This window comes from Microbulbifer regidiadema (SeqCode), assembly GCF_052467605.1.
This window is the reverse complement of record NZ_CP174315.1, coordinates 70,001-95,067: the sequence shown is the minus strand read 5'-3', so window position 1 is coordinate 95,067 and position 25,067 is coordinate 70,001. Positions and strand designations below refer to the sequence as shown.

At 52.3% G+C, this 25,067-nt stretch carries 26 protein-coding genes and 3 pseudogenes; 18 read left to right on the top strand and 11 right to left on the bottom strand.

The features are described from left to right. Window positions 1–14 precede the first annotated feature (14 nt). The 3 genes and pseudogenes from ACJJIF_RS00550 to ACJJIF_RS00540 form a co-directional block, all read left to right on the top strand. Window positions 15–394 (top strand): annotated as a pseudogene (locus tag ACJJIF_RS00550) (oxidoreductase dimerization domain-containing protein). A 575-nt stretch (window positions 395–969) separates the two neighbouring features. Further along, complete coding sequence (locus ACJJIF_RS00545; RefSeq protein ID WP_444928373.1) at window positions 970–1,110, top strand: hypothetical protein; 141 nt, start codon at window positions 970–972, stop codon at window positions 1,108–1,110. 405 nt (window positions 1,111–1,515) lie between these two features. Further along, window positions 1,516–2,062 (top strand): annotated as a pseudogene (locus ACJJIF_RS00540) (3-deoxy-7-phosphoheptulonate synthase); the annotation flags it as partial. Between the two features lie 114 nt (window positions 2,063–2,176). Here the strand turns inward: ACJJIF_RS00540 and ACJJIF_RS00535 are convergent. The 5 genes and pseudogenes from ACJJIF_RS00535 to rpiA form a co-directional block, all read right to left on the bottom strand. Further along, window positions 2,177–2,755: pseudogene (locus ACJJIF_RS00535) on the bottom strand (3-deoxy-7-phosphoheptulonate synthase); the annotation flags it as partial. A gap of 353 nt (window positions 2,756–3,108) precedes the next feature. Next, complete coding sequence (locus ACJJIF_RS00530) at window positions 3,109–3,750, bottom strand: gamma-glutamylcyclotransferase family protein (protein WP_444928372.1); 642 nt, start codon at window positions 3,748–3,750, stop codon at window positions 3,109–3,111. A gap of 84 nt (window positions 3,751–3,834) precedes the next feature. Then, window positions 3,835–5,214: a glutathione-disulfide reductase gene (gor, locus tag ACJJIF_RS00525; protein WP_444928371.1), complete on the bottom strand. Its 1,380-nt coding sequence runs from the start codon at window positions 5,212–5,214 to the stop codon at window positions 3,835–3,837. Window positions 5,215–5,379: 165 nt separating this feature from the next. Then, complete coding sequence (locus ACJJIF_RS00520) at window positions 5,380–5,895, bottom strand: DUF2059 domain-containing protein (RefSeq protein ID WP_008551909.1); 516 nt, start codon at window positions 5,893–5,895, stop codon at window positions 5,380–5,382. Between the two features lie 54 nt (window positions 5,896–5,949). Continuing rightward, on the bottom strand, window positions 5,950–6,639 hold the full coding sequence (gene rpiA / locus ACJJIF_RS00515; RefSeq protein ID WP_008551913.1) for a ribose-5-phosphate isomerase RpiA: 690 nt from the start codon (window positions 6,637–6,639) through the stop codon (window positions 5,950–5,952). Between the two features lie 238 nt (window positions 6,640–6,877). Here rpiA and ACJJIF_RS00510 point away from each other — a divergent pair, with 238 nt between their 5' ends. From ACJJIF_RS00510 to ACJJIF_RS00500, 3 genes are all read left to right on the top strand, one after another. After that, on the top strand, window positions 6,878–7,285 hold the full coding sequence (locus ACJJIF_RS00510) for an HAD hydrolase-like protein (protein WP_444928370.1): 408 nt from the start codon (window positions 6,878–6,880) through the stop codon (window positions 7,283–7,285). Window positions 7,286–7,704: 419 nt separating this feature from the next. Then, the gene (locus tag ACJJIF_RS00505) at window positions 7,705–8,454 is read left to right on the top strand and encodes a multicopper oxidase domain-containing protein (RefSeq protein ID WP_444928369.1); all 750 of its coding nucleotides are present in this window, start codon (window positions 7,705–7,707) and stop codon (window positions 8,452–8,454) included. 120 nt (window positions 8,455–8,574) lie between these two features. Beyond that, entirely contained in the window at window positions 8,575–8,967 is a 393-nt protein-coding gene (locus ACJJIF_RS00500) for a hypothetical protein (RefSeq protein WP_444928368.1), read from the top strand. A gap of 64 nt (window positions 8,968–9,031) precedes the next feature. Here ACJJIF_RS00500 and ACJJIF_RS00495 read toward each other — a convergent pair whose 3' ends face one another. Then, a complete protein-coding gene (locus tag ACJJIF_RS00495; RefSeq protein ID WP_444928367.1) occupies window positions 9,032–9,343 on the bottom strand; it encodes an ArsR/SmtB family transcription factor in 312 nt (103 codons plus the stop codon). A gap of 48 nt (window positions 9,344–9,391) precedes the next feature. On the opposite strand from ACJJIF_RS00495, the gene ACJJIF_RS00490 reads away from it, so the two are divergent. After that, entirely contained in the window at window positions 9,392–10,216 is an 825-nt protein-coding gene (locus ACJJIF_RS00490; protein ID WP_444928366.1) for an alpha/beta fold hydrolase, read from the top strand. A 48-nt stretch (window positions 10,217–10,264) separates the two neighbouring features. Here ACJJIF_RS00490 and ACJJIF_RS00485 read toward each other — a convergent pair whose 3' ends face one another. Further along, window positions 10,265–10,522 carry a YjhX family toxin gene (locus ACJJIF_RS00485; protein ID WP_014286212.1) on the bottom strand — a complete coding sequence of 86 codons (258 nt, stop codon included), beginning with the start codon at window positions 10,520–10,522 and terminating at the stop codon, window positions 10,265–10,267. A gap of 407 nt (window positions 10,523–10,929) precedes the next feature. Between ACJJIF_RS00485 and ACJJIF_RS00480 the strand changes: the two genes are divergently transcribed. Both ACJJIF_RS00480 and gatB read left to right on the top strand, forming a co-directional pair. After that, window positions 10,930–11,226 carry a hypothetical protein gene (locus tag ACJJIF_RS00480; protein WP_008552962.1) on the top strand — a complete coding sequence of 99 codons (297 nt, stop codon included), beginning with the start codon at window positions 10,930–10,932 and terminating at the stop codon, window positions 11,224–11,226. A gap of 236 nt (window positions 11,227–11,462) precedes the next feature. Next, a complete protein-coding gene (gene gatB / locus ACJJIF_RS00475) occupies window positions 11,463–12,947 on the top strand; it encodes an Asp-tRNA(Asn)/Glu-tRNA(Gln) amidotransferase subunit GatB (RefSeq protein ID WP_444928365.1) in 1,485 nt (494 codons plus the stop codon). 67 nt (window positions 12,948–13,014) lie between these two features. On the opposite strand, the gene ACJJIF_RS00470 is transcribed toward gatB, so the two are convergent. After that, the gene (locus tag ACJJIF_RS00470) at window positions 13,015–14,130 is read right to left on the bottom strand and encodes a Gfo/Idh/MocA family protein (RefSeq protein WP_444928364.1); all 1,116 of its coding nucleotides are present in this window, start codon (window positions 14,128–14,130) and stop codon (window positions 13,015–13,017) included. 534 nt (window positions 14,131–14,664) lie between these two features. On the opposite strand from ACJJIF_RS00470, the gene ACJJIF_RS00465 reads away from it, so the two are divergent. The 8 genes from ACJJIF_RS00465 (at window position 14,665) to ACJJIF_RS00430 (ending at window position 21,908) form a co-directional block, all read left to right on the top strand. Beyond that, window positions 14,665–16,272, top strand: a complete 1,608-nt coding sequence (locus tag ACJJIF_RS00465) for an OpgD/OpgG family glucan biosynthesis protein (RefSeq protein WP_008552934.1) — start codon at window positions 14,665–14,667, stop codon at window positions 16,270–16,272. Window positions 16,273–16,277: 5 nt separating this feature from the next. Beyond that, window positions 16,278–16,481, top strand: coding sequence for a hypothetical protein (locus ACJJIF_RS00460; protein WP_054784822.1), 204 nt, complete (start codon window positions 16,278–16,280; stop codon window positions 16,479–16,481). 3 nt (window positions 16,482–16,484) lie between these two features. Beyond that, window positions 16,485–18,236, top strand: coding sequence for a glucans biosynthesis glucosyltransferase MdoH (gene mdoH, locus ACJJIF_RS00455; protein WP_352936604.1), 1,752 nt, complete (start codon window positions 16,485–16,487; stop codon window positions 18,234–18,236). A gap of 124 nt (window positions 18,237–18,360) precedes the next feature. Beyond that, the gene (locus ACJJIF_RS00450; protein ID WP_444928363.1) at window positions 18,361–18,939 is read left to right on the top strand and encodes a glycosyltransferase family 39 protein; all 579 of its coding nucleotides are present in this window, start codon (window positions 18,361–18,363) and stop codon (window positions 18,937–18,939) included. Next, on the top strand, window positions 18,878–19,930 hold the full coding sequence (locus ACJJIF_RS00445; RefSeq protein WP_444928362.1) for a glycosyltransferase family protein: 1,053 nt from the start codon (window positions 18,878–18,880) through the stop codon (window positions 19,928–19,930). Before ACJJIF_RS00450 ends, ACJJIF_RS00445 begins: the two co-directional genes overlap by 62 nt. An 18-nt stretch (window positions 19,931–19,948) precedes the next feature. Further along, window positions 19,949–20,401 (top strand): GNAT family N-acetyltransferase, encoded by a 453-nt coding sequence (locus ACJJIF_RS00440; RefSeq protein ID WP_444928361.1) that lies wholly within the window; start codon window positions 19,949–19,951, stop codon window positions 20,399–20,401. Window positions 20,402–20,523: 122 nt separating this feature from the next. Beyond that, window positions 20,524–21,231: a glutathione S-transferase family protein gene (locus ACJJIF_RS00435; RefSeq protein ID WP_414134538.1), complete on the top strand. Its 708-nt coding sequence runs from the start codon at window positions 20,524–20,526 to the stop codon at window positions 21,229–21,231. 131 nt (window positions 21,232–21,362) lie between these two features. Then, entirely contained in the window at window positions 21,363–21,908 is a 546-nt protein-coding gene (locus ACJJIF_RS00430) for a TlpA family protein disulfide reductase (protein WP_444928360.1), read from the top strand. A gap of 41 nt (window positions 21,909–21,949) precedes the next feature. Here ACJJIF_RS00430 and ACJJIF_RS00425 read toward each other — a convergent pair whose 3' ends face one another. From ACJJIF_RS00425 to ACJJIF_RS00415, 3 genes are all read right to left on the bottom strand, one after another. Further along, window positions 21,950–22,585 carry a TetR/AcrR family transcriptional regulator gene (locus tag ACJJIF_RS00425; protein ID WP_444928359.1) on the bottom strand — a complete coding sequence of 212 codons (636 nt, stop codon included), beginning with the start codon at window positions 22,583–22,585 and terminating at the stop codon, window positions 21,950–21,952. A gap of 211 nt (window positions 22,586–22,796) precedes the next feature. Continuing rightward, on the bottom strand, window positions 22,797–23,228 hold the full coding sequence (locus ACJJIF_RS00420) for a DUF2147 domain-containing protein (protein WP_444928426.1): 432 nt from the start codon (window positions 23,226–23,228) through the stop codon (window positions 22,797–22,799). Window positions 23,229–23,329: 101 nt separating this feature from the next. Further along, window positions 23,330–23,740 (bottom strand): DUF2147 domain-containing protein, encoded by a 411-nt coding sequence (locus ACJJIF_RS00415; RefSeq protein WP_008552976.1) that lies wholly within the window; start codon window positions 23,738–23,740, stop codon window positions 23,330–23,332. Between the two features lie 357 nt (window positions 23,741–24,097). On the opposite strand from ACJJIF_RS00415, the gene ACJJIF_RS00410 reads away from it, so the two are divergent. After that, entirely contained in the window at window positions 24,098–24,367 is a 270-nt protein-coding gene (locus ACJJIF_RS00410; RefSeq protein WP_008552958.1) for a hypothetical protein, read from the top strand. Window positions 24,368–25,067 lie beyond the last annotated feature (700 nt).

The following is a 25,067-nucleotide window of genomic DNA, read 5'->3' as shown; positions in this document are numbered from 1 at the left end:
TATGGTGGCAAAGAATGGCATGTAGATCACTCCATGATCCCTACGCTGTTTTCTCCCAGCCAGAAATCGGCACCGCCGGTCTGACGCAGGAAGAAGCGGAAGCGCGTTTCAACAACATTGATATCTACACCTCTTCCTTCCGTCCAATGAAGAACACGCTATCCGGCAAGCCGGGCAAGATGTTCCTCAAGATGCTGGTGGATGCAGACACAGACAAAATCCTTGGCATTCACATCATGGTCCGGATTCTGGCGAGCTGATCCAGATCATCGGCGTCACGCTGACCATGGGTGCTACCAAGGCAGATTATGATCGCACCATTGCGGTTCACCCAACTGCCGCGGAAGAGTTGGTGACAATGCGCGAACCAACTGAGCGCATCCGCAAGAATTAAACTTTAGTCGACTTTCAAAGAACCGTGAGTCCTTGCTAGCGGTTCTTTTTTGCCTTGCGACAAGAGCAGGGCATCTCTCAAGTTTTGATAGGAATACCCGTGACTGACCTCACACAGGACCAGATTTGCTATTTTGGTTATGGCTCACTTGTAAACGAAGAAACTCTGCCAACCGGCACAACCGTGATTGCCGGACAGCTGAGTGGATGGAAACGGGAATGGCGTGGCTGCTCAAAGGGCAAAGAAGGCAATGGCCGCATGTCTGGTGTCGGCGTTGGTGCACTTGGCGTTCGCCGTGAAGAAGGTCGTCATCCGCGGTGCAATGGTTCTCGATACCAAAGCCAACCTGCCAGCACTGGACAAACGCGAATGGCACTATTCGCGCAAAGTCTCTCATCGAGGAAGCTTCGTGCCAGACTGTGGCAGACAGATGCCTGCGGACACGTTCCTCTATCAGGTTCAGGACCAGTACGCCCATTGGGGCAATGATGAGCACCCAATCCTGCAGAGTTACGCAGACTGTGTCATGGCTGGTTTCTACCGCCTCTGGGGGCAGGAGGGGCCTGGAGCACTTCGTGGAAACCACCGATGGTTGGGACCGCGTGCCGATCCTGAAGGACCGCGAGGATCCGTACGATCCACGGGCAATCGTGCTCTCCAATGAGCTGGCCGCGACCATTGACGATCTACTCAAATCTGTGAATGCTCAGATTTAAATCGCTGAAATATGCCTTGAGGATCAGCAGTGTGAACGCTTCATGTATCTTTACACAAGTGTTCATCCGCGATCCAAAAGGGTGCTTTGAAAGATTCTCTACCAAGTTTCGATTTTGTAACATAATAGCTCTAAAGCCGATTGGTTTGATGGATTCTCGTGAGAGCTGAATTTTTTCCGTAGCAATCTGAACTACAGCGATAAAACAACGTATACGTACCCGAAGTCAGACAATCGGGCGGCGTGTATAAGCCTTTCTGGGCTTTTGTCAGAAAATGAGAACTGCTCGAAAGAATTATAGCTGCCAAAGACAAGTGCATTGGGCGCGCTGGCAGCATTCCGGATATTGATGGAGTTTTAAAATGGCGGAGAAATGGTAATACCGGATTTCTGGTGATCAAAACCGATCGTGCAGGTGCCGGACTATCCAGATAAGGAAGCATTGGCAGACGTTGAAAGTCGCCTCTGGGATCTATCCGCCGCTCGTGTTTGCAGGTGAGGTGGAAGTTGAAAGCGCAGCTCGCTGATGTTGCCGAGGGTGCGGATCTGCAAGGTGGTGATTGTGCGGAAAGCTTTGCGGAGCACCACGCTGATCACATCCGCGACTTTTTTGAGCATTCCTGCAGATGGCTGTGGCCCTTACCGATGGTGCACAGCAGCCGGTTGTGAAAGTAGGCCGTATTGCAGGTCAGTTCGCAAAGCCACGTTCTTCCAACATTGAGAAGAAAGATGGCATCGAGCTGCCAGGCTACCGTGGTGACATCATCAACGGTATCGAGTTCAACGAAGAGTTTCTTCGTATCCCTGATCCTGAGCGTCAGGTAAAGGCATACCGTCAGTCTGCTGCGACCCTGAACCTGCTGCGTGCATTCGCGCAGGGTGGTTTTGCAAACCTTGACCACGTGCACCAGTGGATGCTCGGCTTCGTAAAAGACAGCCCGCAGGCACACCGCTGAAGCGGCGCACGAAAAACGCGAAAGCGTTTCACGATAAATGCGAAAACTCCATTCCCTCCGATAAGATGAAACCGTTAATCGCGCTGGCAAAACCCCAACCAGTACGCAAACACTGCCCTTTACGAAGCCGAGCATCCACTGGTGCACGTGGTCAAGGTTTGCAAAACCACCCTGCGCGAATGCACGCAGCAGGTTCAGGGTCGCAGCAGACTGACGGTATGCCTTTACCTGACGCTCAGGATCCGGGATACGAGACTCTTCGTTGAACTCGATACCGTTGATGATGTCACCACGGTAGCTTGGCAGCTCGATGCCATCTTTCTTCTCAATGTTGGAAGAACGTGGCTTTGCGAACTGACCTGCAATACGGCCTACTTTCACAACCGGCTGCTGTGCACCATAGGTAAGGGCCACAGCCATCTGCAGGAATGCTCTAAAAAAGTCGCGGATGTGATCAGCGTGGTGCTCCGCAAAGCTTTCCGCACAATCACCACCTTGCAAGAGGAATCCACGCCCCTCGGCAACATCAGCGAGCTGCGCTTTCAACTTGCGCGCCTCACCTGCAAACACGAGCGGCGGATAAGATGCGAGGCGACTTTCAACGTCTGCCAATGCTTCCTTATCTGGATAGTCCGGCACCTGCACGATCGGTTTTGATCGCCAGGAATCCGGTGTCCATTTCTCCGCCATTTTAAAACTCCATCAATACGGAATGCTGCCAGCGCGCCCAATGCACTTGTCTTTGGCAGCTATAATTCTTTCGAGCAGTTCTCATTTTCTGACAAAAGCCCAGAAAGGCTTATACACGCCGCCCGATTGTCTGACTAGGGGTACGTATACGTTGTTTTATCGCTGTAGGTTGAGGATACCTCAAAAAATTCAGCTCTCACGAGAATCCATCAAACCAATCTGCTTTAGAGCTATTATGTTCCAAAGAATCGAAACTTGGTAGAGAATTATTTCAAAGCACCCTTTTGGATCGCGGATGAACACTTGTGTAAAGATACATGAAGCGTTCACACTGCTGATCCTCAAGGCATATTTCAGCGATTTAAATATTGAGCATTCACAGATTTGAGTAGATCGTCAATGGTCGCGGCCAGCTCATTGGAGAGCACGATTGCCCGTGGATAGTACGGATCCTCGCGGTCCTTCAGGATCGGCACGCGGTCCCAACCATCGGTGGTTTCCACGAAGTGCTCCAGGCCCTCCTGCCCCCAGAGGCGGTAGAAACCAGCCATGACACAGTCTGCGTAACTCTGCAGGATTGGGTGCTCATCATTGCCCCAATGGGCGTACTGGTCCTGAACCTGATAGAGGAACGTGTCCGCAGGCATCTGTCTGCCACAGTCTGGCACGAAGCTTCCTTCAGTCAGAGACTTGCGCGAATAGTGCCATTCGCGTTTGTCCAGTGCTGGCAGGTTGGCTTTGGTATCGAGAACCATTGCACCGCGGATGACAGAGCCTTCTTCACGGCGAACGCCAAGTGCACAGACGCCGACACCAGACATGCGGCCATTGCCTTCTTTGCCCTTTGAGCAGCCACGCCATTCCCGTTTCCATCCACTCAGCTGTCCGGCAATCACGGTTGTGCCGGTTGGCAGAGTTTCTTCGTTTACAAGTGAGCCATAACCAAAATAGCAAATCTGGTCCTGTGTGAGGTCAGTCACGGGTATTCCTATCAAAACTTGAGAGATGCCCTGCTCTTGTCGCAAGGCAAAAAAGAACCGCTAGCAAGGACTAGCGGTTCTTTGAAAGTCGACTAAAGTTTAATTCTTGCGGATGCGCTCAGTTGGTTCGCGCATTGTCACCAACTCTTCCGCGGCAGTTGGGTGAACCGCAATGGTGCGATCATAATCTGCCTTGGTAGCACCCATGGTCAGCGTGACGCCGATGATCTGGATCAGCTCACCAGAATCCGGGCCCATGATGTGAATGCCAAGGATTTTGTCTGTGTCTGCATCCACCAGCATCTTGAGGAACATCTTGCCCGGCTTGCCGGATAGCGTGTTCTTCATTGGACGGAAGGAAGAGGTGTAGATATCAATGTTGTCGAAACGCGCTTCCGCTTCTTCCTGCGTCAGACCGGCGGTGCCGATTTCTGGCTGGGAGAAAACAGCGGTTGGGATCATGGAGTGATCTACATGCCATTCTTTGCCACCATAGGTGCTGTCAGCAAAAGCATGGCCTTCACGGATCGCAACTGGGGTCAGGTTGGCGCGGTTGGTTACGTCACCAACAGCAAAGATGCTTGGTACGGAGCTCTGGCTCTGCGGGGTCACGACGATTGCCCCTGCCTTATCGAGCTCAACACCAGCTTCTTCGAGGCCGAGGCCTGCTGTGTTTGGACGACGACCGATTGCATAAAGCACCTGATCTGCTTCAATCACTTCACCAGCATGGGTGGTCACTGTCAGGCCGCCCTCATGCTTCACAATAGAAGCGATGGTGGACTTGGTTTTGACTGTGATGCCCTTTTCTTCCATCTGCTCATGCAGACCGGTGCGCAGGTCCATATCAAAACCGCGCAGGATCTCTTCGCCACGGTAAACCAGCGTGGTTTCAGAGCCCATTCCGTTGAAGATGCCAGCGAACTCGACCGCGATGTAGCCGCCACCGACAACAATGGTGCGCTTCGGGAACTCGGAGAGGTGGAATGCTTCGTTGGATGTGATGGTGTGCTCACAGCCAACAAGGCCAGCATCCACGTTTGGCGTTGCGCCAACAGCAACGAGAATGCGCTCAGCTGTGATGACCTGATCAGTGGAGAGCAAGCGAACGGTGTTCGGGCCTTCGATAACAGCACGGCTGTCGTGCAACTCAACACCGGACTTGTCCAGGTTGCGGCGGTAGATGCCTTCGAGGCGGGTGATTTCCTTGTCTTTGTTTTCAACCAGCTTATCAAAGTCGAAGGTCGGCGTGCCGTTCAGGCTCCAGCCATACCCGTCAGCGTTGGCGAATTCTTCCGTGAATTTGGAAGCATATACAAAGAGTTTTTTTGGAACGCAGCCGCGGATTACGCAAGTACCGCCGTAGCGAAATTCTTCAGCAATACCAACACGGGCGCCATGGGTTGCTGCGATACGTGCTGCGCGCACACCGCCGGAACCAGCCCCAATAACAAAGAGATCGTAGTCGAAATTAGTCATTACAGCCCACTTTCGTTAGCAATAGAACCTTATGCAACGACGTTTCGTTACGCTCTAAGGTCTTGTCTTATAAAAACGTAGGCTCAGACTTGGGCCAGATACGCCCAAATTTCAAGGGGCGTATCTGATCTAACTGTTCATTTTGGATGGCGATTTCGTGATCGCTTATTGAGCAGCCATCGCAGCAAGTTTCTGACGTGCAATCGCAACCATGTCGGTGCTGATTGCGTCGCCCCACTGCTTTGCTGCACCGATGGTCAGCGCGGACAGTGTGCCGGACAGGTCAGCAAGACGCTTACCAGTGTCAGAGTTGTAGAAAGTCGCGATTTCGTTGAGCTGCTCTTCGGTGAAGCGGCGTGCCCACACTTCGTAGATCACGCGGTCCAGTTCCTGACGGCGTGGGATAAGTTCAACAGCAGCTTCGTTGACAGCGATGTCGATCTCAGCACTCATAGCCGGATTGGAGCGGATGAACAGGGTGCGTGTGCGCTCAGCAACATCTGGAAGGATGTTGTCGAAGTTCTCGATGGACTTTGTTGCACGAACGGCTGCTTTTGCAGCTTCGATGTGGCTTTCAGAAATGGAATTGTCCTGAGCCATGACCGGGCTGGAAATCAGCACACCAGCAACAACCAGTGATGCGACACCTGCAATTGCTGCAGACTTGAACTTAGCGAGCATAAAATGGCTCCCCTATATTTTAAACAGCTGTCCCTAAATGACTGTCAGGATAGCTTAAGGTTCCAAGACACGAATTTCATCAGTACCGGCGACATAAGCCCGTACCGCCATATCAATAAACAACCCGTGTTCAACGACACCCGGAATAACTTCCAGGCGTTTTGCCAGTGACTTCGGATCGCTGATTGCCTTCAGGTGGCAATCAAGAATGTAGTTGCCGTTATCGGTTACAAGTGGCTTATCACCTGCCATACGCAGGATCATCTCGCCTTGCAGCCCCTCAGCGTCCAAGCTGTTTTGCATCATCTGCCGGGTAGCCTCAAGCCCGAATGGGATAACCTCCACGGGAAGCGGGAACTTTCCGAGGGTATCAACAATTTTGCTCTCATCTGCGATGACAAGCATACGGCCAGATGCTGCCGCGATGATTTTTTCGCGGAGCAGCGCCGCACCGCCACCTTTGATGAGGTTCAGCTGCGGATCGATCTCGTCCGCACCATCAATTACAAGGTCCAGCACTGGCGTTTCATCCAGTGTGGTCAGTGGAACTCCCAGTTCATCGCAAAGCGCCTGAGAGTAAGAGGAGGCCGGAACACCGATGATCTCGAAACCATCCTTGACCATATCTGCCAGAAGGCGGATCATTTCGTTGACTGTTGATCCAGAACCTATCCCCAGCTTCATGCCGGGCTTAACTTCCTTGAGTGCTGCAGCTGCGGCCTGCGCCTTCAAACTCATTGCCATCTGACTATTTTCTCTTCCCCGGACCCTAAGCTTCTTAGGAAACATTCACAATTCAGAACAATTTTGCCTAGTTATACCGCTTGGGTCTACTCTGACATAACTCCTGCTGATTACCATGAGGTGCCAGCCCCGCCAAGCAGCAATCCACCCAACACACTATAGGTTTTCCTCGCAAATTGACTTCACGGCGAATTTCGTTAGGGTGGCGCGGATTTTCTCAACAGAAACGAGCTTAAGTATGACAACACCAGTTCTGGTTTTCGACCTAGACGGTACTCTCCTGGAGACCATGGGAGACCTAACAGCGTCGATGAATCATGTTTTGGTAGAAGCCGGATTTGAAGCCATTGAACCTGAACGGGTCAGAAAAATGGTGGGTGCTGGCGTGAAAGTGCTGATGACCCGTGGGCTTGAGGCGAACAAGATTGAAGTGACAGACGAAGTTCTGGAACCGCTGCTTGCCAAGTTTATTCGTTACTACGAAACCCACATTGCCGATCACACTCACGCTTTTCCTCAGGCGCTGGAAACAATTGCGCGCTTGAGAGAAGCAGGCTGGAAAACCGCTATCTGCACAAACAAGCTGGAAAAACTGGCCAAGCCTCTGGTTCGGGCCATGGAGATGGAACATCTGTTTACTCGGTAGTCGGTTATGTTTTTTTTCTGCACAAACCTGATGGATATGTTTCAAAAAAAAAAAAAAAAAAAAAAAAAATTTTTTGTATACCTTGACCCGTTATTGAAAAAGCGCCAAATAACCCAGAACGACTCCATCTCTGTGAGTTTTTGCGCATTTATCGTGAAACGCTTTCGCGTTTTTCGTGCGCCGCTTCACCAATCCACGGGCAGGACAGTTTTGCAGGAGTCACCGTTACTTAAGAGGAGAGGTAGCACGAGCACACGCTCGTGCGGGAGGCTTTCGACTACTCCTTGCAGCGGTGGGGTCCCTTTCATCACCCCACTCACCACATCCAGTTCGGGCAGTAAGGGCGCCAGAGCATTCTTTGTTATGTCTGGTCTGTTCTTCGTTGGTTGTCCAGCCGATATTAACCGTGTTCATCAGGAATGAATCCTTGTTTTCGCATTTATCGTGAAACGCTTTCGCGTTTTTCGTCAGCTTCATTGAAGTTTTCTGTCATCGAGGTGGATGGTAATCGGGTAAAGCCCATTGAAGGGCAGAATGTGATTGTGCCGACCTCTGCGCGCTATGATGTGCTGGTTGATGTGCCGGACAGCGGCAGCTACACGATTCATGCAGCAGCCTTAGGTGATGATAAGCAGTGCCTTGGCGTCATTCATACTGATGATGCGCAGGTAACTGTGAATGACAAACGACCCACATTTGATGGGGTGACGGTTGATTTCCGGAGTTTGCAATCGCTCAATCCATCCGGTTTTGGGCGCAAGGTTGACCGGGTTTATGACGTGCTTCTTTCCGGCAAGATGAAGAAGTACGAGTGGATGATGAACAACCATTACTGGCCAGAGCCTTTTGCTGGTCCTCATCCAGAAAAGACATATCTGGACATTCAGCAGGGAGAGGTGGTTCAGCTGCGTATGATCAACCGCTCGCCGATGTCTCACCCGATGCATTTACATGGCCATACCTTCCGTGTGCTTGGCAGTGCAGATGATGACTTTGCTCCGATTATGGATACGGTCTGGGTGCCGAAGGGGGAGACGGTGACCATTGAATTTCTGGCCAACAATCCCGGCATGTGGGCGTACCACTGTCACAACATCTGGCACCTCGCAGTCGGCATGATGCAGCCGGTGCGCTACGTGGTGGATGAGCGTGAGTTGTTGCGGCAATAGCCTGCGGTTTTTAATGGGCTAGAGCTTTGGATGTGTTCACACTGTTACTGATTTCAGCTGCGCATCACCAAGTTTGCTGCGTCTTCCTTTTGCCCGAAGTTTCGGGGAAAGGAAGAAATAATGAAAATCGGAAAGTTTATGAGTGTCTGTTTGCTGACACTGGGAGTTGCTCTGCCGAGTGCGCAGGCTGATATTTATTGGGCCGCTGATCCTGATAAGCTTGTTGGCAATGCTACCTTGAACTCGCGATCAAGTTTTACCGGTCCAACCGTTCGGCAAGTGTTGAGCGAGTCCTACAATACCAACATTCAACGTGCTTATCGCAATGCAGAAGGAACTGACGGTTTGTACCTGCGCCTGCGTGATGAGAACGGCGTGTGGCATCCCGGCGGAACCCCATCTGCAACTCATATTACCGTCGAGCTGTGGGATCGGGGATGGTATCAAACTACCTGTCATGTTTATCCATTTCGCGAAAAGAAGGATCGCAGGTTCTTTTTCACGACTTGCTGATGGCCAAGCTCATCTGTGGAAGTGAGTGCCAGCCCTTGTAGTGCGTAACTGCGGGGCTGGTTGGTTAGAACGGTGCAATCTCATCTCCCAGCCATTTCAGGAAGTCTTTTATCGCTGCTTCATCGCGTTTGCAGTAGGACCATTTCAGGTGCTTCTGGGCTGTTATGAAACCAGCCTGCTTGAGGATGTCCAGATGCCTGCTGGCTGTGGGTTGGGCAACACCTAAAGCTTCGGCAATCAATGTCATGCACACGCCAAACTCAACCGGATCAGCGGATTGCTGATGGCTGAAGTGTTTTTGAGGCTCTGTGAGGAGGCGCAGAACTTTCAGCCTAGGCTCGCTGGAGATGGCCTTTATTTGTATTGCTCTTTCCATTTGAATATTCATATAGTCATTTAGCTAAATGTCAATGTGAGTCGTGTTATGCTTGAACTTCCATATACCTCCAACATTCATGGGAATGCCGTGCGCTGGGGCAAAATGGGTGACGGGCCGCCGTTGGTGGCTGTTCACGGAACACCATTTTCATCTCAGGTCTGGCGCAGAATTGTGCCCCATATCATAGACCGCAGAACAGTCTACTATTTTGATCTGGTTGGTTACGGTCTTTCTGAAATGCGTGAAGGGCAGGATGTTTCGCTTGGTGTGCAGAACAAGGTGTTGGCAGCCTTGTTTGAAGAGTGGGGTTTGACGCGTCCAGATGTGTTGGCGCATGATTTTGGCGGAGCAACGGTTTTGCGAGCCTATTATCTGGATGGCTTGCGTTATGGTTCATTGACTATTTTCGATGCTGTTGCGCTGGCGCCCTGGGGCTCGCCGTTGGTTCAGCATGTTCGCAAGCACACAGCCGCCTTTGCCGAGATGCCGGAGTATATGCATAAGGCGATGTTGCGCGCTTATCTGCAAACGGCTGCTCATAATAAGCTATCTGAAGAAGCGCTGGAGATTTACAGCGCGCCGTGGATTGGTCCGGTTGGGCAGCCAGCCTTTTACCGACAAATTGCACAGATGGATCAGATCTATACGGATGAGATTGAGTCGCTTTACGGGCCGTTGGATTGTCCGGTTTCAGTTCTCTGGGGGGCTTGTGATGAGTGGATTTCTCCTGAGAAAGGGGAGGTGCTTGCGCAGTCCTTATCTGGTCGAGCGTGTCAGTTGATCTTTGAGGCAGGGCATCTGGTTCAGGAAGATCGGCCTGAAGCAATTGTTGCTGCGGTTTTGAAGCAGATCTCTGATCATGCCAGATAGCGAGATGTGAAAGTTTACCCCGCAGCCTGATGCTGCGGGGTGGTTTTGTCAGCGATTGTCGAGCTGGCTGCGGACGCGGGAGAGGCCCAGTTTGGTGATCCGGTATGGACGGCCTCCTTTGGAGGAGATCAGGCGCCGGTACTTCAGCTTTCTGAAGATGTGTTCAGAAAGGCCGGCGTAGTACCATCCGTCGCGGGTGATGCAGTTCATTTCTTCCAGAGTGCCGTCGTCGTCGCGGCGCAATTCAATGCAGCCGCCTTGTGCCAACACATGCAAAATGCGCTGTTCAGCTTTCGAAATATCCATTGATGTCTTTGAGTTTTGAAGATGCACTTATCTCGTCTGCCCGCTCATGCGGTCAGTGAGGTTGGTTTCTATGTGCATGCCCTGTCTATCTTCGACAGGGCTTTACCGGGACTCTTGTCGAGCTCGCATCAAAACTCCATTGATTGATGGCTGCCTTATAGGCAAGGGGGTGCAGTGATGCAAGGGAAGTGAGGAGGCGTGCTGCGCGGAGCTGAGAGAGTGTTGCAGATTTGCGCATGTGAGGGTGTTGCAGGGCGGTTTTGCCGGGTTTAGGTCATGTAAGAGTGCATTTTCGGGGATGCGCTCTAAGTCTATTGAGTAGTTCCCTGTAGAATGTGCTAGGGGAACTACGTAGCGCATATGTGGCGGTTCACAGATACCGCCGTCCTGATCTGAATGAGACTTAGATGACTGATGATATCTCCGTAATCCTGCTCTGGCCGGGGCTTTTGAATCCGTTTGCGATCCTGATTGCCGCTTATATGGGTTACTATTCCAATCAGAGAGCAAAGATCTTCATTGCCGGATTTGCTGCTGCTGCGCTGAGCCTGTTTTTAGAAGGTGCGATCAAGTTGGTGGGGATTCCGATGCCGTGGAACCCGGAGGTTGGTCCGCTGGCGCTGTTTCCGTTCCGCTTTGCAACGGGCCTGATTGTAAGTGCTATTGCTATGAAAATCGGGGCACGCCGTCGCCGTGCAAAGTGATGGGCGAGGGCGCTGACTTCAGCGTGGGTCAAGCTTGGTACGTCTGAAGATGACTTTCTACAGGCTTCTCCCCGAAATTTAGGCACTCTGCGCAAAAAACGGGCGAAGATTCACTTGCCATTGCGGGGTTGATGGCCTACCCAACACCATTGAGAAATTAGGTGGTCTTCGTGGTCGTGCATTTGCGTGGCCGATTTTTTACGCGAAGACTTTAACGAACACAGGATATTGATCGCATGACGCTTGTCGATACGCGGACGCCAGACCCGAAGAAATTCATTAAGGGTGCAACAGGCGACTGGGAAATCGTAATCGGCATGGAGGTTCACGCTCAGGTGACCTCTGAGGCCAAGCTTTTCTCGGGCGCTTCCACCAGCTTTGGCAGCGATCCGAATAATAATGTGAGCTTGGTTGATGCAGCGATGCCAGGCATGCTGCCAGTGATCAACGAAGAGTGTGTGCGTCAGGCGATCCGTACCGGTCTTGGCCTGAAGGCAGAGATCAACCTGAAGTCTGTTTTTGACCGCAAAAACTACTTCTACCCGGATCTGCCGCAAGGCTACCAGATCTCCCAGTTCAAACAGCCGATCGTTGGTGAAGGCACCATCCATCTGGACATGAAGGACGGGGAACAGGTTGAAGTGGGCGTTGAGCGTCTGCATCTGGAGCAGGATGCGGGTAAATCCCTGCATGACCAGCACCCAACCATGTCTTTTGTGGACCTGAACCGTTCAGGCGTGGCGCTGATGGAAATCGTTTCCAAGCCAGATATCCGCTCTGCTGATGAAGCAAAAGCGTACCTGACCAAGCTGCGCACCATTCTGCGTTACCTCGGCACTTGTGACGGCAACATGGACCAGGGTTCCATGCGTGCGGACGTGAACGTTTCTGTTCGCAAGCCGGGCGGTGAGTTCGGTACGCGCTGTGAGATCAAGAACGTGAACTCCATCCGTTTTGTTGGTCAGGCGATTGAATATGAAGCACGTCGTCAGATCGGCATTCTGGAAGATGGCGGCGAGATCGATCAGGAAACACGTCTGTTCGATAGCGTGAAGGGTGAGACCCGTTCCATGCGCTCTAAAGAAGAAGCGCATGATTACCGCTACTTCCCAGATCCAGACCTGCTGCCGCTTGAGTTCACTCAGGCGCTGGTTGATGAGATGGCAGCAGACCTGCCAGAACTGCCGGATGAGAAGAAGGCACGTTACATCAATGAATTTGGTCTGACCCCATACGACGCTGACATTCTGGTTGCTGAGCGCGTTTCCTGTGACTTCTTTGAGGAAGTTGCGAAGGGCCGTGATGCGAAGCTGGCAGCGAACTGGGTGATCAACGATACCTTTGGCCGTCTGAACAAAGAAGGTCTGGACGTTACCACCAGCCCGATCTCTGCTGAGCAGCTGGGTAAGATCATTGATCTGATCAAGGCAGGCACCATTTCAGGTAAGATCGCGAAGGACCTCTTTGAGATCGTTTGGACTGAAGGTGGTGATCCAGCGCAGATCGTTGAAGATCGCGGCATGAAGCAGGTAACTGACCTTGGTGCGATTGAAGGCATCGTGGACGAGATCCTTGCAGCGAACGCTGACAAAGCAGAGCAGGCGAAAGAAAAGCCAGGCATGCTGGGTTGGTTCGTTGGTCAGGTGATGAAAGCCTCTAAGGGTAAAGCAAACCCGCAGGCTGTGTCTGACATGCTGAAAGCGAAGATCGGTCTGGAATAAGCCAGTTTTCCAGCTTTAAAGAATTCAAAGGCCCGCCGATCTGGTGGGCCTTTTTTGTTGCGGATGGCTAGTTCACATCAACCCAGCTGCCGGATTGGTGCGAGCGGCGGGCGGCGTCGACCACTTTGGAGACTTCAAGGCCGTCCTTGAAAGTTGGCCATTTGGTTTCGCCTGTTGCGATGGCCTCCAGAAAATCGCGGGCTTCGATGATCAGCTGATCCTGATAACCAGTGCCGTGTCCGGGGCCGAGGCAGAAGGCGGCGTAATCCGGGTGATGCGGGTTGGTGAGGATCTTGCGGAAGCCGGATTGTTCCGGGCCGTCTTTCATGCGGTAGAGCCAGAGTGCGTTCTGGTCTTCCTGATCAAACCGCAGGGCTCCTTTGGTTCCGGTGATCTCATAGATGATGCCCATCTTCTTGCCCAGAGCCACGCGGCTGAAGAGCAGATGGCCGGTGACACCATTTTCAAAAGTACACATAAATTGAGCGACATCATCGTTGGTGACTTGCTCGACGATGTTGGGTGCACATTGGGAAGGGCGGGATTTGAAGACGGTTTCGATCTGGGCATTCACACTTTTGATTGCACCAACCAGAACATGAGCACAGTTGATCATGTGAGGGGAGAGGTCCCCCATGGTGCCGTTGGCATCTCCGCTGGAGCGCCATGTTGCCGGGGCATTCGGGTCTGCGAAAAAGTCTTCTGTATGTTCTCCGCGAAAGAAGGTGATGTCGCCGATGATCCCATCTTTGATGAGTTTAAGGGCCAATTGGGTTGCCGGGGTGCGGATGTAGTTGAAGCCCACCATGTTGATCTGGCCGGATTCTTCTGCGGCCTGTGCCATGGCGGTGGCATCCGACAGGCTGGCGCCGAGAGGCTTTTCGCAGAGGACCGGTTTACCGAGACGAAATGCTTCAAGTGCAATCTCTCTATGAGTGGTCTGGGGGCTGGCGATGACGATTGCTTCTACGTGCGGATCGTTGACCAGTATGCGCCAATCGCTGGTGGCGCGTGCAAACCCGAACTGTCTGGCTTTGTCCTCCGCCCCGTCTTCTGTGGTGGTGCAGATCATTTCCAACCGGGTGCGAAGTTGGGTGTCAAACACTGCACCGGCTGCGTTTAATGCCACTGCATGTAGCTTTCCCATGTATCCGCCGCCGATCAGACCGATGCCAATTTCCATAGGGCCTCCTTCAGAACCTATGAAAAGGGTAGGGGGAGTGCCTTAAAAACTGCTCAGAGAAACTGATAAGAATGCGTGTTGTTCTGTGTAAGTATTGCTGCCATAGCGGCACTAGATAGCGCTGCACCCAAGAAAAGTTGACTGGATATCATCTGAATTTGAGTGTCTGGGGTTTGCCAAGAATAGTCAGATCACAGCCTATGCAGGCAAAGAAGTTGACGAAGAGACGGGATTGCTTTTGGTGGGTTTGGGGTTAGAGCGTGGTGAAAACGTGTCGCCTGAATAAGTTGCCCCTAATATCTCAGTAATTCTAATGGTTTAGAGATGTTTCACAGGGTTAATTTTCGCTGTGAATCATCACCTCTCTGCCTAGCCACGACCACATCTCCGCCTTATTACGCTACGATAAACTTCAGGTGATCGGGCGTTATGGAGACTTGTCTGGTCTGAGATCTAGGCTCTGCTAGAACTTATAGTTGCGCAGTGTATGCGAACACTGCACTTTGTTGTATTTGAAACCTTGGGGGCGTCTCGTTGCTTAATCAACGAAGTAGTTTTCTTTCCAATATCGCTGTATTAGGCGTCATTTGCTCCAGTGTTGGGTTTGGGGCTTTCGCTTCTTCTGCAGCTGCTGGTGCAAGCGAAAGCTCTCAGTCTCAGATGCCATTTACCTTTGGCGCACTCGTGGCAAAGATGAAGGCACAGGCGCAGGAAGCCTATACAGAACCATCCGGAGAATTGCCGGAAGCGCTGGCTGCATTGAAGTACGATGGTTATCGGAAAATTGCCTATAAGCGTGACCGCAGCAAGTGGAAGGACACCGAGAATTTCCGTGTTCATGCTTTCCATCCGGGCTGGCTGTTCAAAAATCCTCTGAAAATTCATGAGGTAAAAGAGGGCGCGGCTCAGCCATTTGTGTTTGAAGCTGCTGACTTTGACTATCAGGATGCAGAACTGACCGCATCTCTGAGCGATGTTTCTTTTCCCGGCGTGGCCGGATTCCGCCTGCTGAACCCACTGAACGTGGAAGGGCGGATGGATGAACTGGTGGCGTTTTTGGGCGCCAGCTACTTCCGTGCTTTGGGTGCTGGCAATGTTTATGGCTTGTCTGCCCGTGCGCTTGCTATTGATACAGCCAGCGGCAAGCCGGAGGAGTTTCCGAACTTCACCGCATTTTACCTTGGCAAGCCTGTTGAGGGCTCCGACAAGGTGACTGTGTGGGCGGAACTTGATAGCCCAAGTGTTACAGGTGCGTATCAGTTTGTTTTTGAACCTGGCCAGCAGACAGAAGTGGATGTGACTGCACATCTGTTCTTCCGCAGTGATGTGGAGCGGCTTGGGATTGCACCACTAACTTCCATGTATCTTTACGGTGAAAACGACCGTGTCGGGTTTGATGACTTCAGACCTGAGGTGCATGACAGTGATGGCCTGAAGCTGCGTTTTGCCAATGGCAAGACCTCCTGGCGGCCACTTTCCAACCCGGATAATCTGCAGCTTTCCTTCATTGGAGCACGTTCTCCAGCAGGGTTCGGCTTGATGCAGCGCGATAAAAATCTTGAGAATTATCAAGACCTTGAAGCGCGCTATGACAAGCGTCCAAGCCTTTGGATCGAGCCTCTTGGTGACTGGGGTTCCGGTGCTGTGATGCTTGCAGAAATTCCAACCGATCAGGAAATCAACGACAACATCGTTGCCTTCTGGTCGCCCAATGAAGCGGTGAAAGCCGGTGATGAACTCTCGTTCCACTACAAGATGTACTGGGGTGATGAAGTTGGTCGTTCTGAGCAGATGCTGATGCCGATTACCCAGACCCGTTCTGGTAAAGCAGGCCATTCAGCTTCTGAAGAGAACTCGCTGACCCGCAAGTTTGTGGTGGACTTTGATGCCTCTTTGTTTGCTGAAAGCGGATTGAATGGGGAGCAGCTTGTACGCGCTAAACCATTTATCGAAAACGCTGCTTTAAACGGCACAGTAGACTTTGCGGACGTTCGCTACATTGAAGAACTGGGTGTTTATCGTGTGTTTCTTGATGTTTCCCGCGATGACCTTGAAATCCCGGTTGAGTTACGCCTTCAGCTGACTGACGGCGAAAAAGCAGTTTCCGAAGAGTGGCTTTACCAGTGGGGGTGGAGCTCATGAGACCTATGAAATCTGAACTATTTTCTACACACGTTAACCTGAGCAGCGGCCCTGTTGCACCGCTTGCCATGCCAGTGCAGGACCTTTCTGCCGGTGACAGCTGGTTTGTTCTGATCTGGCGCCGCCTGCGGTTTGGGCGCAGCTACTCAGCTTTGCCAGGCAAGCGGACGAGTTTGCGAAAAGCCATTTCCACCTTCTCGGAGCGGTAATCCATGGATAAGCCGTTTCGCGACGGGGTAGGGCACCGCCGGGCTGCGGCTTTTGTCTTCTGTCTTGCATTGTCCCTCAGCTTTACAGGGTTGTTTTATGCAGCCCTGAGCGCTGACCACCTCAACATCTATGAGGTGGTTCGGATCGCGCTGCTGTTCATCAGCACGCTCTGGCTTTCCTGGGGTGGAGCAACTGTTTTGCTGGGCCTTCTTTATGGCCGCTCTGTTAAGCCTCTTGATGCTGATCCGCGCGCTCTGCCAGCTTCTGCCACAGCAATTCTGATGCCGATCTATCACGAGGATGCGCCTGAAGTTGCTGCGCGCCTTGCTGCCATGATGGATGATTTGCGCGCGAAGAATGCAACACACCTGTTTCACTGGCATGTGCTTTCTGACAGCCGCAATGATGAGATTGCGGTGCAGGAAGAACAGGTTGTTCGTCAACTGGTTGCGCGTTATCCGGAGCAAAAGATCTTCTACCGCCGCCGGACTGATAACCATGGTCGGAAGGCCGGGAATGTGGCCGAGTTTGTGCAGCGTTGTGGTGGTGCCTACCGTTACATGGTGGTGCTGGACGCGGACAGCCTGATGCGTGCTGACACATTGGTGCATATGGTTGGTCGTATGGAAGCGGAGCCAAACCTTGGCCTGCTGCAGACCGTGCCGATGCTGGTTGGTTTGAAAAGCTATTTTGGCCGTAGCCTGATGTTTGCCTCTGGCATGTTTGGCCGTGCCTATGCCTTTGGCCTTGCTGCCATGCAGGGAGAGTGCGGACCTTTCTGGGGCCACAACGCCATCATCCGTACTCGTGCGTTTGCCTCCAGCTGTGGTTTGCCGGAGCTGGATGATACAGCGGCGTTTGGTGGACACATCCTGAGCCATGATAGTGTGGAAGCGGTGCTTTTGGCCCGTGCCGGCTGGCAGGTGGAGTGTGATCCGCGGATCACCGGTTCTTATGAGGCCGCGCCTGAGAATATTCTTGGCTACGCGGCGCGTGACCGGCGCTGGTGTCAGGGCAACCTGCAGCACTCCCGCGTGATTGGTGCGCGTGCGCTCAAACCTTGGGGCCGGTTCTCTCTGATGCTTGGCATCATGTCTTATCTGAGCTCCCCGGTCTGGGCTGCGTTTTTGCTGGCCAGCCTGTTTGCTCCGCTGGATCTGCCTGTGCTGGAAGCTTACACCTTCAAGAACCATCTGCCGGTTTTGGGTCACATACCTATGAGTGCGGCGTATGAAGGTGCTGCTCTATTGTTTGGTGTTGTTGCTCTGCTGGTGCTGCCAAAGACGCTTGTTGTTTTGAAAGAAGTGTTTTTGGGTGATCAGACGACCTCTCGCAAAGGTGTTTTGGGCGGTTTTGTTGAGCTGATCAGCTCTGCGGTTTTCGCTCCGGTTCTGATGGCGTTCCAGTGTCGCTCTGTGTTTGAGGTTCTGATGGGCCGTGACAGCGGATGGACCAATGCTCACCGTGATGCTGCGCGCCTTCCGCTACTGGAATGTTTGCGGTCTGTTTGGTGGGTGAGCGTGATTGGTGCGCTGGCCATGGGCCTGAGCTGGATTGGTGAAGCCGCGCTGTGGCTGTGGGTGATGCCGGTTGCGCTGCCGATGCTGCTGGCACCGTTCATCATCTGGGCAAGCTCATACAATGTGGGCAGTCGTGCTGCCGAGCGTTTGGGGTTTGTGCTTTCCTCTGATCAGAAGGGCGCGGCCCAACTGCTCGCCCATGTGGAAAAATACTCCGCAGATCTTAGGGTATAACCCGTTCATTTGTGCTTTGAGGGCCACATCCACCAGCTGAGCAGCTGGGATGTGGCCCTCTTTGTATCTGGCGTTTTGTCCAGTGTTTAAGCTTCCGGTCTGGGTCTCCATGGGGGATGAGTGAATGCCGGAAGAGACAGTTTCAACCCGCTTTTGGTGGCGACCGGCGGGCGTTGTTGTTCTGATTGCAGGCTACTTGCTGCTGCATTTGCTTTTGCGCGGCTATTTCTCTCCCACACTCAGCACAGATGACATGTTTGAGAACGTGTTTGTGCAGGAGCTGAAGCTTGGCTATCAGGTGCGCCAGCCTCCCGTTTACGAGTGGCTGCTTTATGGCGTGCAGAAGATTTTCGGCCCGACCATCTGGAGCTTTCTGGTTCTCAAGTATTCGCTGGTGTTGTGTTTTGCGCTGTTTCTTTACGGCGTGGCGCGGCAGGCCATTGCCAATGAGAAGCTGGCGGCTTTGGCTGTGTTCTCCTGGGTGGCGTTCTACCAGATCGGCTTCAACCTGCATGAGGGGGTGACCCACACTGCGGTGTTGATGGCCGCCTCCGCTGCCACGGTCTACTGCTTCCTTGTGGGTGCTGCGGGACAAGACGGTCGGAGCGGCGGTGTGTCTGGGTCTTGCTGTTGGTTTGGGGATGCTCTCAAAGCACTCTTACGTTCTGGTGCCTGCCGCGATGTTTCTGGCGGCCTTAAGTGATCGTCACTGGCGCGGGCAGATACGGCTGCCGTTGCTGGTGGCCTCCGGCGTGATCGCGGTGCTGATGTACAGCCCCTACCTCTATTGGGTTGTCAGCAGCGAGCAAGCCTTGGTCGGCTCTGCCCTCAACGTGATGCGGGAAGGAGAGCAGGGGAGTGATGTGAGCCGCATCCTGACCGGTGAACTGCGCCTGCTCACCAGCCTGCTTGGCTTCTCCGCCCCGTTTCTGCCCTTGGTTTTGCTGCTGTTCTTCCCGGCGCTGTTTGGTAAGGGGAAGGTGAGGGAGCGTACCGCTCCTGATCCAGAGGTGTATCGCGTCGGCCAACTGCTGCAACGCGCTCTGCTGATCTCGCTGGCCCTGGCGTTTACGGGCGTTCTGCTCAGCGGTGCGCAATACATCAAAGAGCGCCACATGCATCCGGTGTTGCTGCTGTTGCCGCTGGTGATCTTTTTTCAGATCTCGCGTAGAACGTATGCGGCGCGATCGGTGAAAATCTACAGCAGCGTTCTGGCGGTTCTGGTTCTCGTCGTCCTCGGCATCCGCATCTCTGGCTTTCTGGCTCCCGACAAAAAAATGTGCGGCGGCTACTGCCGGCATATGAAGCCCTACGAGGACCTCGGTGAGCAGCTCAAGGCGCAATTCCCGGAGGCTGCACAAGCAACTATCGTCTCTCTGGATGAATACACCGGCGGCAACCTACGCGTCACCTTGCCAGACGCCCGCCACATCATCCAAAGCTTCCAACCCAGCACAGATCAGCGCTCAGACTGTTTTATCGTCTGGGATATGGGCGATGATGGTACCAATCGCGGGATGCAAACCGCGCTCAGCAGCGGCGGGTTTGCGTCCAGCAAAGCCCCGGCACATGACAAAACATTGCGTTCCCACCAAATCGATGTGAGCTGGCCTCATTTGTGGAAGAAGGAGAACTTCCGTAAAACCACATTCGGGATCGCCAAAGTGGATAGCGATTCTGAAATTTGTCGCTAGTTCTTACGTGGTGTTTTGATGTTGAAGATACGTGTCGCCCGGCCTGAAGACCTTGAAGCTGTTGTGCAAATGATGAACGGAGGGGCCTCCTCCCAACGTGTTCATCTGGAAAGCGGTGAGATTGACACGTACAGACCAGCTTTCCTCGCCATCCAGCAGGCGGCAGACACCGATATTTATGTTGGCGAGCTGGAGCCGGGTGAGCCAGTGGCTACGTTTCAGCTGTCCTTTCTGATCGGGCTGGCCTTTAATGGCAAACCGCGCGGGCAGATTGAAAGCATGCATACCCGCTCTGACATGCGCGGCAAGGGGCTTGGCAAGGCGATGCTTTCACATGCAGTTGAGTTGGCGCGTGAAAAGGGCTGCTGTATGGTGCAGCTCACATCCAATAAGGAGCGTGCCGATGCGCACCGCTTTTATGAGAGCAACGGATTTGTGCCGACACACGAAGGCTTCAAGCTGGTTTTCTAACTGTTAACTGGCAGCTACATCGAATGTTTCCTGCTGGCTAGTTCTGAAATAAGTTTCGTATCTGACCGGCAGTGCCAATCCCTTATTTCCGCTTTTCTTCTATTCTTGTTTTCAGGTGACCCATGGCCGCAACACAGACCAAACCCATTGAGCTTTATTACTGGCCAACGCCAAATGGCTGGAAAATTTCCATTATGCTGGAAGAACTGGGCGTTCCCTATGATCTGAAACTGGTGAACATTGGGCGCGGGGAACAGTTTGATCCTGAGTTTTTAAAGATTGCCCCAAACAATCGCATGCCTGCCATTGTTGACCCTGAAGGGCCGGGCGGCGAACCTATTTCCATTTTCGAGTCCGGGGCTATCATGCAGTATCTGGGGCGCAAGTTTGATCGGTTCTACCCGTCTGACGAGCGCGGCCGAGTGGAAACTGAGGAATGGCTGATGTGGCAGATGGGCGGGTTTGGACCCATGCTTGGTCAGAACCACCATTTCCGCATTTATGCACCCGAGAAAATTGAATACGCCATGACCCGCTATTTCAATGAAACCCACCGACTTTATGGGGTGCTCAACAAGCGGCTTGCAGATCGCTCCTATGTGGCCGCCGGAGAATACACGATTGCCGATATGGCGATTTTCGGCTGGTCTCATCGTTGGGAGCGTCAGGGCATGGATCTGGAGGAGTTCCCGCATGTGAAAGCCTGGCGTGAGCGGTTGCTGGCGCGATCAGCTGTTGTGAAAGGGCTTGAGGTTGGCAAGGCAGAGGCTGATAGCTCCAATATTGCGGAGGACAAGCAGGCACAATCTGTGTTGTTCAATCAGCGCTGATACCTGCAACGATCAGCAGTTTTAAGCTTTAATCACGACACCGGCACTTTAAGTTGATTTGAACCAGCGTGCCGCCAAAATTAGGCTCTCGCAGAATGATAAATTGAAATCACTTGCGAATGGACCTTGATATGATGCGGGCTCAAAAAATACTGCTGACTTCCCTTTTTCTGGCTGTTTGGGCGCTGATCTCTCCCGTTTCAGCGGCCTCCTTTGAAGTTCCAAAGTTCAGCCTTGAACTGAGAGATGCCAATGGCACGAAAACACTTGGTGAGGCTTTCACCAAAGGGCCAGCTATCTTGCATTTCTGGGCGACTTGGTGCCCAAACTGCCGCGTTGAGCTTCCAGCGATGGAGCGCTTCGAAGATGAGCTGAAAGCGCAAGGGCTCGATGGCCAGTTTGTCGTGGTTGCGCTGGAAGATATTCCTTATGGCCGTATTCAAAGCTTCCTGCAGGATCGTCTGGGTCTTGAGCGCTTTACCAGCTATCAGGCTGTCGATATGCAGGCGATGGGCACTGCGTTCCAGGTTGCGGCCATGCCCTACACAATCTTTCTGGATGAAAACGGCGGTGTTCTTGGTGGAATTCCAGGATCGCTGGAATGGGATGCTCCACAGATCCAAGAGACCTTTATCGGCCACCTTCAGGGCAAAGGCACCATTGCCTCAGGGAACTGAGTGTACATATGAGGTGAAGTCACCTCAGACTTATAATGCGCTTATTTGGAGCCCGGCATGTTCGGGCTCTTTTTCATGCGGCTGGTGAGCGCTTCCATTGTAATGTCGATAGCGGTGAAGATTTGATCCAGCGGAGTTTCAAACTTGACCATCTGAATAATGCCTTCAAACGCCATCATGAAGTAGTCCACCAGATGATCAATGTCCTCCGGTGTTTGCAGATCCCCTTCAAATTTGACTAGACGCCTGCGAATTTCAGCAGCCCATTCAAGGCGTAGGGCGAGATACTCTTCTCCCAAAACAGGGTCAAACCGTCCAATCTCTCCAATGGTTGACCAGTAAAGACTGCCCTCGATGCAGTTCTGCTCTTCGCAAAGTTCTGCGAAATCAGTCAACATCAGATACATACAGGAATAGATATCGGCGTACATGGCCGAACTGGAGCTGACCTGCTGGCTGAACCGCATGAAGTACCAACGCATGGCCGGGGCGACGAGATCATGCTCTCCTTCGAACCTTTGCCTCAGCAGATCAGCATCAATATCAGCAGCTTTAGCCACTGCATCCATACTTGCGGCTTCGCGTCCCTTTCGCAGCAGTAGCTGGAAGGCAATCTTAAAAATCTCTTCCAACCTGTGCGGCGGGATTAAATCATCGGGATTCTTGTTGCTGGCCATGAACCGCTGAACCATCCTTAGATTTCTGCTCACGCAAACCAAAAGCAGATGCCATGCCTTTCTGGCATAATCTCGAAAAGTTCGTGCTCAGATGCCAGTCAGCAAGGTGTTCAAGGGCTTGTCCTTAACATATAGCGGGAAAAGAACAGGAAACGATTGCTGCGAGATATGTCTCAATTTGTTGAGTTTTCGATGCTGAAGAGGGGGAGGGCTAGCGGCGTTGCCAATTGACGTTTTCGCAGAAGTTGAGGACAACTTTTTTGCAGCCTGTCATTCTTAAAAGACCGCTGGGCAGAAGGTGCAGGTCTATGCTGACTTCATATCCTCGCCGCGGGTCATACCCTTCCGCTTGCCATTTGTTTTCACCTGCCGCTTTTATGTTCCAGAGAACTCTGAGACCGAGAACTTTACGTGAGCGTTTCGCAGTGTCGTGGTTTCGCAGATCCAATACGTCTTGTTGTCGTTGACCATCAGGTGGCCTGAAGGACTGCAACCGTGCGCACATGGCTGTGCCACACTGGGAAATGTTGATGATTGCACCTTTTGCCGTTTGCCAGAGGCCGTGCAAATCGGAGCTATGGGCAGGGGTTGCCAATGGAGCTGTGAAAAGAAAGAAGTAAAAGATGATGCCTGGACGGATCATTTCCAACCTGTTTGCCTAAACACCTGCTACATTCAAGAAGCAGGTGTTTAGCTAACATAACAGGCCTGTCTCGGCTTGGGCCCTTTGAGCCTAAGGTAAATTTACTTTGTACGGGTCCAGGTGTCGCCTTTACAGAAGATCAGAACGCAGCCTTCAAGTTTTAGCTTGTTGTCAGAAACCAGCTCCATCTTACCAGAGTAGGTTTTGCCGTCTTCTGCGTTGTAAACCTTCCCTTTCCAGCTGTTTTTGCCGTTTGGCTTCATGCCAAGGATGGTTTTTGTACCGATCAGCGAACGATCGCGCAGTTTGGGGTCCGGGTTCTCGGTATCTTTGCGTGGTTTCTTCAGCCAAACAATGTTGCCGCACAGATTGCCTCCACACTTGGAGATCTTGATTTTTGCAGTCCCGTTAGCCCGCATCCAGGTGCCAGTTGCATCTGCAGCTAGAGCCGATGTGGTGAGGCCAAGCGAGAGCAGGGCAGCCAGAGATGTCTTCAAAAAGGGTGCTTTCATGGTTCCTCCCAAAACACTGAAGCTTTTAAGAATGACCTTACCTTATCGTAAGCTCAGGAATGTGCAAGGCAATCAATCAGTGGACTAGACATGTTCTCCCCGGACTTGATTCGCACAACCCATCAAATCATTCAGTGCAATATCCCTTGGTTTACACCGTGACAGAACTACTTAAATTTTGCTTTTGAGGCCGCTTTTTTCGTTTCAATCATGGTTTTTAACCGCCTTTTTAGAGTGTCAAAATCTAATAGTCCGCGACGTCAATTAGATTTCGGGGAGGTCATGAGCCTCCTCTTATCTCATCAAAAATTACGAGCAATACCAAACGAGTTCACTGTGTTTTAGGAGAGAGATTTAATGACTGTGTTGCAGTTTGATGGCGTAATTCATCGGCATGTGAAGCAAAATGCGTGCGAAGTGGAATCTCTGTTACGGCGTGGTCTTGATGCAGCCTCCGGCAAAGCGGGTGCTTGCGATCTGATTGAAGCGCACAAATGGTTTAATCTGGCTGCCATGCGCGGTAGCACTCAAGCGGTGCGTTATCGCCGCGAGGTATCTCAGGAAATGTCCTCCATGGAAATTGCAGAAGCACAGCGCGCGGCCCGGGACTGGCTTTCTGTGCATTGATGTGAGTTCTACAGCTTGTCGCGGCTCACATGCGACAAGCTTTTGACTTGGGTGGGGCGATGCCTGCTACATTGTCTGTGATGCTGTGATGCTGTGATGCTGTGATGCTGTGATGCCGTGATGGTCTTCGGCTTTTGTTAGACCCTTGTCGTTTTAGTGAGTAACCTTTGGGTTTTTACAGCTGCGTTTCCCTCCCTACTGATATTATAATGCCAGCGACTTATGCTTGTGCTTGAGATGGCTGTTTATGGCTTGTGACAGCTTCTCCTTCCTTCCCTCAAAAGCATAGCGAGACACCCTTTACTGTCTGCGTGTATTTACCTCTCCCGCTTAGTTGTGAGGTGGTGCTTTTCTTTCTTCAATTGTCAAAGAACCCGGACTTGTCCGTCTGCGGTGTTGCATGTTTGGAGCATGGGGCATGTTTTGGTCGTGGTCCATTCCCGTAATGTTCTCCTTGAGACTTTGGTGCTGGTGAGTTGGTGGCTGGAAATGCGTTCCGGTTTGCGATTGGTGTGAAGTCGGGGCTTGAGGTGGGCCTGGTTTGAGCGTTTGGTGGAATGGTGGGGTGTTGGTACGAGCTAGCGGTGCTGGTATCTGGTCTGTCTATGCTTGGTGCTATGTGGTGTTGGTCTTTGCGGGCATAAGTTTTGTGATTGCGGTGATAAGTGTTGGTTCGAGGGGCATAAGGCTGGATCTATAG

Bases quoted from the DNA above. Each gene is read 5' to 3' on its own strand.
- ACJJIF_RS00460 (WP_054784822.1), top strand. From the start codon at position 16,278: ATGAAATCTGAACTATTTTCTACACACGTTAACCTGAGCAGCGGCCCT.
- ACJJIF_RS00430 (WP_444928360.1), top strand. From the start codon at position 21,363: ATGATGCGGGCTCAAAAAATACTGCTGACTTCCCTTTTTCTGGCTGTT.
- ACJJIF_RS00450 (WP_444928363.1), top strand. From the start codon at position 18,361: ATGCCGGAAGAGACAGTTTCAACCCGCTTTTGGTGGCGACCGGCGGGC.
- ACJJIF_RS00420 (WP_444928426.1), bottom strand. From the start codon at position 23,228: ATGATCCGTCCAGGCATCATCTTTTACTTCTTTCTTTTCACAGCTCCA.
- ACJJIF_RS00425 (WP_444928359.1), bottom strand. From the start codon at position 22,585: ATGGCCAGCAACAAGAATCCCGATGATTTAATCCCGCCGCACAGGTTG.
- ACJJIF_RS00500 (WP_444928368.1), top strand. From the start codon at position 8,575: ATGAAAATCGGAAAGTTTATGAGTGTCTGTTTGCTGACACTGGGAGTT.
- ACJJIF_RS00505 (WP_444928369.1), top strand. From the start codon at position 7,705: ATGAATCCTTGTTTTCGCATTTATCGTGAAACGCTTTCGCGTTTTTCG.
- ACJJIF_RS00410 (WP_008552958.1), top strand. From the start codon at position 24,098: ATGACTGTGTTGCAGTTTGATGGCGTAATTCATCGGCATGTGAAGCAA.
- ACJJIF_RS00495 (WP_444928367.1), bottom strand. From the start codon at position 9,343: ATGGAAAGAGCAATACAAATAAAGGCCATCTCCAGCGAGCCTAGGCTG.
- gatB (WP_444928365.1), top strand. From the start codon at position 11,463: ATGACGCTTGTCGATACGCGGACGCCAGACCCGAAGAAATTCATTAAG.
- ACJJIF_RS00440 (WP_444928361.1), top strand. From the start codon at position 19,949: ATGTTGAAGATACGTGTCGCCCGGCCTGAAGACCTTGAAGCTGTTGTG.
- ACJJIF_RS00435 (WP_414134538.1), top strand. From the start codon at position 20,524: ATGGCCGCAACACAGACCAAACCCATTGAGCTTTATTACTGGCCAACG.
- ACJJIF_RS00415 (WP_008552976.1), bottom strand. From the start codon at position 23,740: ATGAAAGCACCCTTTTTGAAGACATCTCTGGCTGCCCTGCTCTCGCTT.
- ACJJIF_RS00520 (WP_008551909.1), bottom strand. From the start codon at position 5,895: ATGCTCGCTAAGTTCAAGTCTGCAGCAATTGCAGGTGTCGCATCACTG.
- ACJJIF_RS00470 (WP_444928364.1), bottom strand. From the start codon at position 14,130: ATGGAAATTGGCATCGGTCTGATCGGCGGCGGATACATGGGAAAGCTA.
- mdoH (WP_352936604.1), top strand. From the start codon at position 16,485: ATGGATAAGCCGTTTCGCGACGGGGTAGGGCACCGCCGGGCTGCGGCT.
- rpiA (WP_008551913.1), bottom strand. From the start codon at position 6,639: ATGGCAATGAGTTTGAAGGCGCAGGCCGCAGCTGCAGCACTCAAGGAA.
- ACJJIF_RS00480 (WP_008552962.1), top strand. From the start codon at position 10,930: ATGACTGATGATATCTCCGTAATCCTGCTCTGGCCGGGGCTTTTGAAT.
- ACJJIF_RS00510 (WP_444928370.1), top strand. From the start codon at position 6,878: ATGACAACACCAGTTCTGGTTTTCGACCTAGACGGTACTCTCCTGGAG.
- gor (WP_444928371.1), bottom strand. From the start codon at position 5,214: ATGACTAATTTCGACTACGATCTCTTTGTTATTGGGGCTGGTTCCGGC.
- ACJJIF_RS00445 (WP_444928362.1), top strand. From the start codon at position 18,878: ATGCTCTCAAAGCACTCTTACGTTCTGGTGCCTGCCGCGATGTTTCTG.
- ACJJIF_RS00490 (WP_444928366.1), top strand. From the start codon at position 9,392: ATGCTTGAACTTCCATATACCTCCAACATTCATGGGAATGCCGTGCGC.
- ACJJIF_RS00485 (WP_014286212.1), bottom strand. From the start codon at position 10,522: ATGGATATTTCGAAAGCTGAACAGCGCATTTTGCATGTGTTGGCACAA.